The sequence below is a fragment of the Streptomyces sp. A 4/2 genome, assembly GCF_940670765.1.
Classification (GTDB): Bacteria; Actinomycetota; Actinomycetes; order Streptomycetales; family Streptomycetaceae; genus Streptomyces.
Genome location: NZ_CALNVW010000034.1, coordinates 52,090 through 64,717 on the forward strand (window position 1 = coordinate 52,090; position 12,628 = coordinate 64,717).

Annotated in this window: 10 protein-coding genes; 4 read left to right on the forward strand and 6 right to left on the reverse strand. The window is 69.8% G+C overall.

Annotated elements, in window-relative coordinates; genetic code table 11:
* A complete protein-coding gene (locus NBY69_RS24940) occupies nt 1-1,275 on the reverse strand; it encodes an MFS transporter (RefSeq protein WP_250303719.1) in 1,275 nt (424 codons plus the stop codon).
* 58 nt (nt 1,276-1,333) lie between these two features.
* Here NBY69_RS24940 and NBY69_RS24945 point away from each other — a divergent pair, with 58 nt between their 5' ends.
* A complete protein-coding gene (locus NBY69_RS24945; protein ID WP_250303720.1) occupies nt 1,334-2,329 on the forward strand; it encodes a helix-turn-helix transcriptional regulator in 996 nt (331 codons plus the stop codon).
* A 36-nt stretch (nt 2,330-2,365) separates the two neighbouring features.
* On the opposite strand, the gene NBY69_RS24950 is transcribed toward NBY69_RS24945, so the two are convergent.
* A complete protein-coding gene (locus NBY69_RS24950) occupies nt 2,366-3,484 on the reverse strand; it encodes a mechanosensitive ion channel family protein (protein WP_250303721.1) in 1,119 nt (372 codons plus the stop codon).
* Nucleotides 3,485-3,513: 29 nt separating this feature from the next.
* On the opposite strand from NBY69_RS24950, the gene NBY69_RS24955 reads away from it, so the two are divergent.
* Complete coding sequence (locus tag NBY69_RS24955; RefSeq protein WP_250303722.1) at nt 3,514-4,083, forward strand: dienelactone hydrolase family protein; 570 nt, start codon at nt 3,514-3,516, stop codon at nt 4,081-4,083.
* Nucleotides 4,084-4,106: 23 nt separating this feature from the next.
* Here NBY69_RS24955 and NBY69_RS24960 read toward each other — a convergent pair whose 3' ends face one another.
* The 3 genes from NBY69_RS24960 to NBY69_RS24970 form a co-directional block, all read right to left on the reverse strand.
* On the reverse strand, nt 4,107-4,916 hold the full coding sequence (locus NBY69_RS24960) for a DsbA family protein (RefSeq protein ID WP_250303723.1): 810 nt from the start codon (nt 4,914-4,916) through the stop codon (nt 4,107-4,109).
* Between the two features lie 47 nt (nt 4,917-4,963).
* Nucleotides 4,964-5,647: a hypothetical protein gene (locus tag NBY69_RS24965; RefSeq protein ID WP_250303724.1), complete on the reverse strand. Its 684-nt coding sequence runs from the start codon at nt 5,645-5,647 to the stop codon at nt 4,964-4,966.
* 99 nt (nt 5,648-5,746) lie between these two features.
* Nucleotides 5,747-7,111 (reverse strand): DUF2252 domain-containing protein, encoded by a 1,365-nt coding sequence (locus tag NBY69_RS24970; RefSeq protein WP_250303868.1) that lies wholly within the window; start codon nt 7,109-7,111, stop codon nt 5,747-5,749.
* A gap of 147 nt (nt 7,112-7,258) precedes the next feature.
* On the opposite strand from NBY69_RS24970, the gene dnaE reads away from it, so the two are divergent.
* Complete coding sequence (dnaE, locus tag NBY69_RS24975) at nt 7,259-10,795, forward strand: DNA polymerase III subunit alpha (RefSeq protein WP_250303725.1); 3,537 nt, start codon at nt 7,259-7,261, stop codon at nt 10,793-10,795.
* Between the two features lie 85 nt (nt 10,796-10,880).
* On the opposite strand, the gene NBY69_RS24980 is transcribed toward dnaE, so the two are convergent.
* The gene (locus NBY69_RS24980; protein WP_250303726.1) at nt 10,881-11,066 is read right to left on the reverse strand and encodes a hypothetical protein; all 186 of its coding nucleotides are present in this window, start codon (nt 11,064-11,066) and stop codon (nt 10,881-10,883) included.
* Between the two features lie 274 nt (nt 11,067-11,340).
* Here NBY69_RS24980 and NBY69_RS24985 point away from each other — a divergent pair, with 274 nt between their 5' ends.
* On the forward strand, nt 11,341-12,594 hold the full coding sequence (locus NBY69_RS24985) for an NYN domain-containing protein (protein ID WP_250303727.1): 1,254 nt from the start codon (nt 11,341-11,343) through the stop codon (nt 12,592-12,594).
* Nucleotides 12,595-12,628: the final 34 nt, after the last annotated feature.

The following is a 12,628-nucleotide window of genomic DNA, read 5'->3' on the forward strand; positions in this document are numbered from 1 at the left end:
TCACGTCGTGCCGGGAACCGTTGCGGGCGCGGCCGGTTCGGCGCGGTCGGGCCGGGCGCGGGGCAGTCGGCGCACGGCGGTGGAGGCCAGCGGGAGCACGGCCGCGGCGGCGGACAGCACACCGGCGACCGCGACCACCCGGAAGCCGCCGAACGCCTGGGCCAGCGGGCCGACGGACAACTGGCCGACCGGGACCGCGAGGTAGGACAGCAGGTCGTCGTAGGAGGCGACCCGCGACAGCACCTGTGCGGGAACGTGCTCCTGCAGGGAGGTGTCCCAGCTGACAGCGGTGACGGAGGAGCCCAGCCCCGCCACGAACGCGCCCGCGATCAGCCACGGCGCGTCCAGGTGCGCGCCGAGCACCAGCAGTGGCAGCGCGGCCAGCGCGCTCGTCAGCTGCCCCAGCCGCAGCAGGTGCCTGACCACCAGCCGGTACATCAGCAGGCTCGCCGCCAACAGGCCGACCCCGCGGGCGCTGAGTACGAATCCCCAGGTCGCCTCGCCACTGAGCTGCCGGGTGAGCTGGGGGCCCAGGATCTGCCAGCTGCCCGTCTGGACCAGGTTCATCAGGCAGAAGGACAGGGTGCCGATCCAGACCCAGGGGAGTGCGCGGAACTCGGTCCACCCCTCACGGATGTCGCGCAGGACCGTGGTCCGCCGGGCCGTGGCCGTGGCCGTGTCCGTGTCCGTGTCTGTGCGGTCGGCGAGGGTGAGCCGCGCGAGGAGACCGGCCGCGAGCAGATAGGTGAACGCGTCGAAGGCGATGGCGGGTCCACTGCCGGCCACCACGACGAGCACGCCCGACAGGCTCGGCCCGAGGATCTTCGTGGCGTTGCGCGCCGAACCGAGCAGCGAATTCGCCTGCTGGAGCAGGGTCTTGTCGACGAGCTGGGGCACGACCCCGCGCAGGGCCGGAGTGGTGAAGGCGCCGAGTACGCCGTTGAGGAACTCCAGTACCGCCACCGGCGCCAGCGCGTAGTGCCCGGTCAGCAGGAGCGCCGCGACGCCGCCCTGGGTGAGCGCCGAACCCAGATGTGCGGCGATCAGCACGGTCCGGCGCGGGAACCGGTCGGCGACGGCCCCGCCCACCAGCAGGAGCGCCAGTAGCGGCAGCATGTGGGCGGCGAGGACGATACCGAGGTCGTGCCCGTTGCCCGAGGCGTCCAGTACCGCGAACGCCAGCGCGACCGGAGCCATCGAACTGCCGAGCAACGACACCAGGCGTCCGGCGAAGAACCAGCGGAATTCTGCTTGTTGGAAGAGGGAGGAGTGCACCGGCCGGAGTCTGCTCGGCCGCTGCCGGGCACGCTAACGTTTCGGCAGGAGGCGAAAGATGGTGTTGCTGCGGTTGAGTTCGATGGCCCTGTCACAGTCCCGGTTCGCGCTGTCGCCGATCGCCGAGACCCTGGGCTCGATGAGCGTGCTGACCAAGCCCTGTTCCGACCCGTGGCTCGACCCCTGGTACGCCCGCCACCATGCCGCGTTCGGCGCGGCCCTCGACGCCGATCCCTTCGCCAGGGGGCTGGTCGAGCTGATCGGTTCGACCAAGTACCTGCCCGGGTTCGTCACCCGCCCGCCGGCCGGCGGGATGCGCACCGCCCTCGCCGAAGAACTGGAGGCGGTCACCGCCACGCGCGACGAGGACGTACGCGCCGACCTCGAAGCGGCGGTGGCCCGCAGCTGGAAGCGGCACGACCTCAACTGGCTGACCGGGCGCGGCTGGGGAGCCCGCACGGCCGACCTCTTCCGGTACGCGTGGACCACCCATGTGGTCCCGGACTGGCCGCGCCGCCGGGCCCTGCTGGAGCGGGACGTCACCCACCGCGCCGGACTGCTGGCCGCCTACGGCTGGCCGCGCGCCCTCCAGCACATGAACCGCCGCAGCGCCTGGGTCGGTACCGACGCGATCCGGTTCAGCGACCAGCCGGGGCCGGACGAGATCGTCGGCGACGAAGGAATGCTGTTCGTGCCGGTCTGCGTGACCAGCGGCACCTGGCTGTGCGAAGCGCCGCCCGGCCGGTACGCCCTGGTCTACCCGGCCCGGGGTTCGGCCGCGACGGACGGGCGGCCCGCACCGCCGCGCGCCCTGGAGCGGCTGATCGGCACCGGCCGCGCCGCCCTGCTCCACGCACTCGAACGTCCCGCGACCAGCAGCGAACTCGCCGCACAGTTCGGCCAGTCGCTGGGTACCGTCGGCGGTCACCTGGCCGTCCTGCGCGACGCGGACCTGGTCGCGGGTACGAGGGTCGGGCGGCGCGTCGTGTACCGGCGTACCGGGACCGGCGATCTCCTCGCCGGTACGGGCGGCGCAGCGGTACCAGAGGCCTGAGCGGCACGCTCCGCAAGCCGCCGTGGGCCGGTGCCGTCAGCCCCGGTCCGTCCGTGGCCCCGTCCCGCCGGGCTTCGACAGGTCGGCCCCCCGCTCGGCCTCCCACGCGTCCCTCGGCGCGGGCACCGCGGGTCCGGTGGCGACGCGCGGCAGGGCGTACGGGTGGTGCTCGTTCAGCCAGGCGATCAGCTGCTCCCGCACCGCGCACCGCAGGGTGAAGATGTCCGAGGCGTCCTTCGCCGTCACCACGGCCCTGACCTGGAGGGTGCTCGGGGTGGTGTCGGTGACCGCGAGCGACCAGCTCCGGCCGTCCCACGAGGGGCACTCGTGCAGGATGTCCTGCAGCTTCTCGCGCATCAGGGGCAGCGGCGCCGAGTGGTCGAGGTGGAAGTACACCGACCCGGTCATCTCCGCACCGCCGCGCGACCAGTTCTCGAACGGCTGGCTGGTGAAGTACGAGACGGGCATGGTGATCCGGCGCTCGTCCCAGGTGCGTACGGCGAGGAAGGTCAGCGTGATCTCCTCGATCGTGCCCCACTCGCCGTTCACCACCACCGTGTCCCCGAGCCGGACCATGTCGCCGAACGCGATCTGCAGCCCCGCGAAGAGATTGCCGAGCGTGGACTGGGCGGCGACACCGGCGACGATACCGAGGACACCGGCGGAGGCGAGCAGCGAGGCGCCCGCGGCGCGCATCGCGGGGAAGGTCAGCAGCATCGCCGCGACGACCACCGTCCCGACGATCGCGGTCACCACCCGCTGGATCAGGGTGACTTGGGTGCGGACCCGGCGGACCCGGGCCGCTTCGTGGGTGGACGCGGCATAGCGGGCGTAGGACGACTCGACGACGGCCGCGGCGATCCGGAGCACCAGCCAGCCGGTGGACCCGATGAGCACGAGCGTCAGGACCTGCCCGATCCCTGCCTCGTGCCGCTGGAGCCAGTCGACCCCGGTCTGCCGGAAGGACCCGCGCAGCAGGGCGGAGCACAGGACGAGCTGCAGCGGCACTCTGCACCGGCGCAGCATGCCCCACAGCGGAGTCTCGTGGTGGCGGGCGTCGGTCTGCCTGAGCATGCGGTCGGCCAGCGCGCCGACCAACAGCGTGAGCACGACCGAGCCGCCGAGGACGATCAACGGACGCAGTACGTTCTCCATCCCCCGACCGTAGCTGGCACCATGGCCGGGTGAATATTCTGCTCTTCCATTCGACGTTCGGCCTGCGCCCCGCGGTGCACGCCGCAGCTGAGCGGCTGCGCGCCGCCGGACACCAGGTGCAGGTGCCCGACCTCTTCGACGGCCGGACCTTCGAGACCGTCGAGGAGGGCATGGCCTTCAAGGAGGAGCTCGGCTCGGAGGAGCTGCTCAAGCGCGCCGTGACGGCCGCCGCGCCCTACTCGGACCAGGGACTCGTCTACGCGGGGTTCTCGCTGGGCGGTTCGCTCGCACAGAATCTGGCCCTCGCCGACGAGAAGGCCCGCGGGCTGCTGCTGTTCCACGGCACTTCGGACATCGCGGACAACGCATCGGTGGACGACCTGCCCGTACAGCTCCATGTCGCGGACCCCGACGCCTTCGAGCCGCACGACTGGCAGACCGCCTGGTACCTGCGGATGCGGCAGATCGGGGCCGATGTGGAGGTGCACCGCTACCCGGGTGCGGGCCACCTCTACACCGACCCCGATCTCGCGGACTACGACGAGGAGGCCGCCGAGCGGACCTGGCAGGTCGCGCTCGGCTTCCTCGAAACGCTCTGACGCCGCGCTGGAGCCGCCAGGAACTAGGCCTTCAGCGCCTTGTCCAGCACGGTGTTGAAGTCGGCGACGGTCCTGGGCGCGTTGTCACTGCCCTCACTGGTCAGCTTCTTGCCGTCCATCTTGAGGCTGGGCGTGCCCGTGACCCCGCTCTTGTCGAACTTCGCGGACATCTTCATCGCCCACGCGTCATAGGTACCGTCGTTGACGGCCTTCTGGAAGGCCTTGTTGTCCTTCAGCTCGGGCACGGTCTGCGCGATCTTGATCAGATACGCGTCGTCCTTGAACTTGTCGTCCGTCTCCTCCGGGTGCCACTTGGCGGAGTACATCGCGGTCTTGTAGTGCTCGAAGGCGGTGGGGCTCACATCGAGTGCGGCGCCCAGCGCGCTCAGACCGTTCTTCGAGCCCTCGCCGCCGTTGTTGTCGAGGAACGTCGCACCGATGTACTGGATCTTGTACTTGCCCGCGTCGACATCCTTCTGCACCGTCGCCCCGACCGTCTGGTCGAACGTGGCACAGATCGGGCAGCGCGGGTCCTCGTACATCTCCAGCGTCTTCTTGGCGGACGCCTTGCCGATGACGACCGTGGTGCCGTTCTCGCCCGTGGCGTTCTTCGGGACGACGACCTTGTCGCTCTTCGCGGCCTCCCAGTGGGAGGGCTTGTTCAGCTGCATGACGCCGTAGCCCACCCCGGCGGCTATCGCCAGGACGACGACGATCGACCCGGCGACGAAGACCTGCCGGCGGGTCTTGTCCTTCTTCGCCTGACGCTCGCGCTCGGCGCGCAGCCGGTCGCGGGCCGCTGCCTTGTTGGCCTGGTTGTTGCGTGCACTCATGGTGATATCTCCGTAGGGACTTCTCGGACTTCCGGGAACTGCCGTACTCAGGCGAGGGCGAACGCCTGGCGCGGAGGTCCGCGAAGACCCACGGAGTGCACGAGGAGCTGCGTGCGGGAAGTGCGCGGGCGGTGCGCGGGAAGCGCCCCGCAGCGTGCGGCGGGGCGCGCCGCAGCGACGACCGCGACCGCGATCAGCAGCGGCCGGAAGGCGAAGGCGCCGACCGAGCGCAGGAGCGAGGCCAGCGCGCTCTCCCCGCGCCGCAGCCAGAGCGCGGCCAGCAGTCCGACCGTCACATGCGCGGCGAGCAGCAGCCAGGGCAGGGCGGGCGCGGGCGAGTCGAGCAGTGCCGCCGCGCCCTTCCCCGGACCCGCCACGGAGGCCAGTGGTGTCCCGACCTGGCCGCCGCACAGCACGTCCACCCCGACCGAGCGCAGCGCCCCCGCGACGGGGCCGCCGGAGGGGCCGTAACAGACGTGCTGGCCCGTCGTGAAGACGGTGTCGGCGGCCAGCTCCAGCGGAACGAGTACGCCCGCGATCGCCCCGAAGCCACGCTCCCGTCCGGCCAGCGCGAAGGCGACGGCGAAGACGGCGGCCGTCAGCGCGGCGACGGTGGGCAGCGGCAGCGGGACCTGCGAGAGCAGGACATGGGACCCGGCGGACAGCGTCACGACGAGCGCGGTGAAAAGCGCCGCGCGAACCGCTCTGAGCTGCGTCCCTGATATGTCCATCGGGCCAGAGTCTGTCATGCGCCGGGGTAAGGGTCCCTTAAAGGTTCATGAGACCGGATTCAGGACCGGATCACGGGGCCGCGTTCCGGTCGGCCGGGTTCACGAGACCGGGGCCGCCCGCCCCGGCCGGTCGTCCGCCCGGAGGCCGGGGACGCGGCCGTTGCGGAACAGCTCGACGAAGATCGCGTGGTCGGCCCGGGTCCGCTCGCCGTACGCGTGCGCGAAGTCCACCAGCAGCCTGCCGAACCCGTCCTCGTCGGCGGCGATCGCCGCGTCGATGGCCCGCTCCGTCGAGAACGGCACCAGCGAGTGCCCGCTCTCGTCGTCCGCGGCGGCGTGCATGGTCGCGGTGGCCCGCCCGAGGTCGGCGACCACGGCCGCGATCTCCTCCGGGTCGTCGATGTCCGACCAGTCCAGATCCACCGCGTACGGCGAGACCTCCGCCACCAGTTGCCCGGCCCCGTCCAGCTCGGTCCAGCCCAGCCACGGGTCGGCGGCGGCCTGGAGCGCGCGCTGCGAGATCACCGTGCGGTGGCCCTCGTGCCGGAAGTAGCCACGGACCGCCGGGTCGGTGATGTGCCGGGAGGCCGCCGGGGTCTGCGCCTGCTTCATGTAGATGATCACGTCGTTCTCCAGGGCGTCGCTGTGGCCCTCCAGCAGGATGTTGTACGAGGGCAGCCCGGCCGAGCCGATCCCGATGCCACGGCGGCCCACCACGTCCTTGACGCGGTACGAGTCGGGGCGGCCCAGGCTGGACTCGGGCAGCGTCTCCAGGTAGCCGTCGAAGGCGGCCAGGATCTTGTACCGGGTGGCGGCGTCCAGTTCGATCGCGCCGCCGTCGGCGGTGAACCGGCGCTCGTGCTCCCGTATCTCGGTCATCGAGTCCAGCAGCGCGAACCGGGTGCGCGCACGGGCCGAACGCAGGGCGCCGAGCAGCGGCCCCCCGGCGGTGTCCAGCATGAACGGCGGTACGTCGTCGTCCGGGGCGCCCGACGCCAGGACGTGGATGCGCTCGCGGTAGGCCGCCGCGTAGATCTCCACCAACTCGGTGATCTGGGCGTCGCTGAGCGCCTTGGCGTGGCCGAGCAGCGCCAGGGAGGCGGCGAAGCGCTGGAGGTCCCAGGTGAAGGGACCGACATAGGCCTCGTCGAAGTCGTTCACGTTGAAGACCAGCCGGCCGTTGGCGTCCATGTAGGTGCCGAAGTTCTCGGCGTGCAGATCACCGTGCACCCAGACCCGGCCCGTACGCTCGTCCAGGTACGGTCCGCCCTCGGCGCTCCCGCGCAGGTCCTGGTAGAAGAGGCAGGCCGAGCCGCGGTAGAACGCGAACGCCGAGGCCGCCATCTTCCGGAACTTGACCCGGAAAGCGGCCGGATCGGCGGCCAGCAGCTCACCGAAGGCGGTGCCGAAAACGGCGAGTATCTGCTCGCCGCGCTCCTCGGAGCTGGACTGCGGGACCGACATCGCGAGTGCCTCCAGGTACATGACATTTGGGACAGCTGTTCCACCGGGCTCAACGCACGGCGTGGTGCGGGAGTGCCCCACCGTTGTCAGTGGGTCGACGTAGACTTCCACGCTGTTCCCTCACTCAGCTCGCCGGAGGCATCCACCGTGACCAAGCCGCCTTTCACGCACCTTCACGTCCACACGCAGTACTCCATGCTGGACGGTGCCGCGCGGCTCAAGGACATGTTCGACGCCTGCAACGAGATGGGGATGTCGCACATCGCGATGTCCGACCACGGCAACCTCCACGGGGCCTACGACTTCTTCCACTCGGCGAAGAAGGCGGGTGTGACGCCGATCATCGGCATCGAGGCGTACGTCGCACCGGAGTCCCGGCGGAACAAGCGCAAGGTCAAGTGGGGCCAGCCGCACCAGAAGCGCGACGACGTGTCCGGTTCGGGTGGATATACGCATAAGACGATCTGGGCGGCGAACAGCACGGGTCTGCACAACCTCTTCAAGCTGTCCTCGGACGCGTACGCGGAGGGCTGGCTGCAGAAGTGGCCGCGTATGGACAAGGAGACGATCTCCCAGTGGTCCGAGGGCCTGATCGCCTCCACCGGCTGCCCGTCGGGCGAGGTGCAGACCAGGCTGCGGCTCGGCCAGACCGACGAGGCGCTGCAGGCGGCGTCGGACTACAAGGACATCTTCGGTGAGGGCCGGTACTTCCTGGAGCTGATGGACCACGGCATCGAGATCGAGCGCCGGGTCCGCGAAGGCCTGCTGGAGATCGGCAAGAAGCTCGGCATCCCGCCGCTGGTGACGAACGACTCGCACTACACGTACGCCCACGAGGCGACCGCGCACGACGCCCTGCTCTGCATCCAGACCGGCAAGAACCTCTCGGACCCGGACCGCTTCCGCTTCGACGGCACCGGCTACTACCTCAAGACGACCGACGAGATGTACGCCATCGACTCGTCGGACGCCTGGCAGCAGGGCTGCGCCAACACCCTGCTGGTCGCGGAGCAGGTCGACACCACGGGGATGTTCGAGAAGCGCGACCTGATGCCGAAGTTCGACATCCCGGACGGCTTCACCGAGATCACCTGGTTCCAGGAAGAGGTCCGGGTCGGCATGGGCCGCCGCTACCCGGGAGGTGTCCCCGACGACCGCCAGAAGCAGGCGGAGTACGAGATGGACATCATCATCCAGATGGGGTTCCCGGGGTACTTCCTCGTCGTCGCCGACTTCATCATGTGGGCCAAGAACAACGGCATCGCGGTCGGCCCCGGCCGTGGTTCGGCCGCCGGTTCGATCGTCGCGTACGCCATGGGCATCACCGACCTCGACCCGATCACGCACGGGCTGATCTTCGAGCGGTTCCTCAACCCCGAGCGCGTCTCCATGCCCGACGTCGACATCGACTTCGACGAACGCAGGCGCGTCGAGGTGATCCGGTACGTGACCGAGAAGTACGGCGCGGACAAGGTGGCCATGATCGGCACCTACGGAAAGATCAAGGCCAAGAACGCGATCAAGGACTCCGCGCGGGTGCTGGGCTACCCGTACGCGATGGGCGACCGCCTCACCAAGGCGATGCCCGCCGACGTCCTCGGCAAGGGGATCGACCTCAGCGGTATCACCGACCCGAAGCACCCCCGGTACAACGAGGCGGGCGAGATCCGGGGGATGTACGAGAACGAACCGGACGTGAAGAAGGTCATCGACACCGCCAAGGGCGTCGAGGGCCTGGTCCGGCAGATGGGTGTGCACGCGGCCGGCGTGATCATGTCCAGCGAACCCATCGTCGACCACGCCCCGGTCTGGGTCAGGCACACGGACAACGTCACCATCACGCAGTGGGACTACCCCCAGTGCGAGTCGCTCGGCCTGCTGAAGATGGACTTCCTGGGCCTGCGCAACCTGACGATCATGGACGACGCCGTCAAGATGGTGAAGGCCAACAAGGGCGTCGACCTGGAGATGCTGGCCCTCCCGCTGGACGACCCGAAGACCTTCGAACTGCTCTGCCGCGGTGACACGCTCGGGGTGTTCCAGTTCGACGGCGGCCCGATGCGCTCCCTGCTGCGCCAGATGCAGCCCGACAACTTCGAGGACATTTCCGCCGTCTCGGCCCTCTACCGGCCGGGCCCGATGGGCATGAACTCGCACACCAACTACGCGGAGCGCAAGAACAAGCGCCAGGACATCACCCCGATCCACCCGGAGCTGGAGGAGCCCCTCCAGGAGGTCCTCGGTCTCACCTACGGCCTGATCGTGTACCAGGAGCAGGTGCAGAAGGCCGCCCAGATCGTCGCCGGTTACTCGCTCGGCGAGGCCGACATCCTGCGCCGCGTGATGGGCAAGAAGAAGGCCGACGAACTGGCGAAGAACTTCGTGCTCTTCGAGACCGGGGCCAAGAACAAGGGCTTCTCGGACGCGGCGATCAAGGCGCTCTGGGACGTGCTGGTGCCGTTCGCCGGATACGCGTTCAACAAGGCGCACTCCTCCGCGTACGGCCTGGTCACCTACTGGACCGCCTACCTCAAGGCCAACTACCCGGCCGAGTACATGGCGGCGCTGCTCACCTCGGTGCGCGACGACAAGGACAAGTCGGCGATCTACCTCAACGAGTGCCGCCGCATGGGCATCAAGGTGCTGCCGCCCAACGTGAACGAGTCCGAGGCGAACTTCGCCGCCCAGGGCGACGACGTGATCCTCTTCGGCCTCACCGCGGTCCGCAACGTCGGTACGAACGTGGTGGAGTCGATCATCCGCTCGCGCAAGGCCAAGGGGAAGTACAGCTCCTTCCCCGACTACCTCGACAAGGTCGAGGCGGTCGCCTGCAACAAGCGCACCACGGAATCCCTCATCAAGGCGGGCGCCTTCGACGAGATGGGCCACACCCGCAAGGGCCTCACCGCGCACTTCGAGCCGATGATCGACAACGTGGTCGCGGTCAAACGCAAGGAGGCCGAGGGGCAGTTCGACCTCTTCGGCGGCGGCGAGGAGGACAGCAGCGAGCCGGGCTTCGGGCTCGACGTCGAGTTCTCCGACATCGAATGGGAGAAGTCGTACCTCCTCGCCCAGGAACGGGAGATGCTCGGGCTCTACGTCTCCGACCACCCGCTCTTCGGCCTGGAACACGTCCTGTCGGACAAGAGCGACGCGGCCATCGCGCAACTGACCGGCGGTGAGCACTCCGACGGCGCCGTGGTCACCATCGGCGGCATCATCTCCGGCCTCCAGCGCAAGATGACCAAGCAGGGCAACGCCTGGGCCATCGCGACCGTCGAGGACCTGGCGGGCTCCATCGAGTGCATGTTCTTCCCGGCGACCTACCAACTGGTGTCGACCCAGTTGGTCGAGGACACCGTGGTGTTCGTGAAGGGCCGCCTCGACAAGCGCGAGGACATCCCGCGCCTCGTCGCCATGGAACTCCAGGTCCCCGACCTGTCGTCGGCGGGCACCAACGCCCCGGTGACGATCACCATTCCCACGGTGAAGGTCACCCCGCCCATGGTCAGCAGGCTCGGCGAGATCCTCTCCCACCACCGCGGCAACTCCGAGGTCCGGATCAAGCTCCAGGGCTCCCGGAAGACCACGGTCCTCCGGCTCGACCGGCACCGGGTCCAGCCCGATCCGGCCCTGTTCGGAGATCTGAAGGTGCTGCTCGGCCCGGCATGCCTGGCCGGATGACCGACCGCTTCACCTGACCGACCGCTTCACATGACCGAGGGGCGCGCCGTGCACGGCGCGCCCCTCGACATCATTACGGCGAAGATCAGTTGTGGCCGAATCGCCTCTGGTGCTTACGCGCAACATCAGCCGGGCTGCCCTGCGGCGTCGACTGCGAGGACTGGTTCTCGGACTCGAAGGAGCTGGACTGCGCGTCCTGGCTGCCGCGTTCCGCGGCGGACGAGCGATCATGCTGACTGCCCTGCTTGTTGCGGTTCTTGTGCTTGGCCATGGTGATGCCTCCTTGACGGGGATCAGGGCCGGCCCGGCGGATCGGTGCCGGGCGGACCCCAGGGGCCAGGGTCGCGATCAGATTCACATACCGCCCGGACCGCCGCATTTTGGATCATTACCGTGCGTAATGAGGGCTTGTGCAAGGCCACTTCGGACCAACTTCGGGTGGCGCCACGCCGATGATCGAGTTCCGGCCGTTAACCCTCGCGCGGTCGGGCAGACTCGAAGGAAACCCGAAACACTTCCCCTTCTCCCGAGGTACCCGAAAGAGGGTGGATCGCGTGGACCGCTGCGTAGTCCTGGTGGACGCCGGATACCTGCTGGGCGCCGCCGCGAGTCTCCTCGCGGGGGAGCCCGCCCGCTCCCGGATCACCGTCGACCACGCCGCCCTCATCCAGGGGCTGCGCGAGCGGGCCGAGGGCGACACGGAGCAGCCGCTGCTCCGGATCTACTGGTTCGACGGCGCCCCCGACCGCGTACCGCAGCCCGAGCACCGCAGGCTGCGGGTCATGCCACGGGTGACCGTCCGGCTGGGGGCACTGACCAGGAGCGACGGGCGCTGGGCACAGAAGGGCGTCGACGCCGCGATGCACGCCGAGCTGACCGAACTGGCCAGAAACCGCGCCTGTTCGGACATCGTGCTCGTCACCGGCGACGGTGATCTGCTGCCGGGGCTGATGTCCGCCAAGGAACACGGCGTCGCCGTGCACCTGTGGGCCGTGCAGGCCGCCGACGGGGACTACAACCAGTCCGAGGACCTGGTGGCCGAGGCCGACGAACGCCGGGTCCTCGACCGGGCCTGGATCACCAAGGCGGTCCGGGCCAGGGATCTCGGCGGGGTCTGCGCGCCCCCTCCCGTGCCCCGCCCGGAGATCGCCGCGATCCTCTCCGCCCCGCTGCCCGAGTCCGCGCTCGCCGCGTCGGCCGAGCGCGCGGCCCAGGCCGCTGCCGTGCACAACGCCTCGACGACAGGACCGGCCCCCCAGGCACCGACCGAGGCGGAGCACGAACACGCCGCGGCCAAGGGCGGCGTACCCACCCCCAAGGACCTGGCGGGCCTGCGCGGCCCCGGCCCGCAGCCCCCCGCCCCGCAGCCGGCCAACGCGACCCTGCGCTGGTCCTCCGAACGGGGTTGGGTGGAGCGTCCCGGCAGCCAGATCGGCGAGCCCCCGGAGACCGCGTCCCTGCTGACACTCGCCCAGCTCACCAGCGCCGAGCAGCGGTGGGCGGACCGCGAGGAGGACATCACCACGGTCGGCGGCGACCCCTTCGAGGTCGGACAGGTCTTCGCCAGGCGGTGGATGGAGCGCCTGCCCGACCCGGGCCACGTGCAGAAACTCTCGACGATGTACCCGCGCATCCCGCACCGGATCGACGGCGAGCTGCTGCGGTACGCGGCCCGGTTCGGCCTGCTCGCCCACAAGGACGACCAGATCGACGAGCACGACCGTTATGCGATCAGGGCCGGATTCTGGCGTGAGATCGACGTGCGGGCCGCGGCGGAGCACGCACCGGCCGGGGAGTAGGCCCTGTCCGGGGCGCCGAACCGGCCCCGGGGGC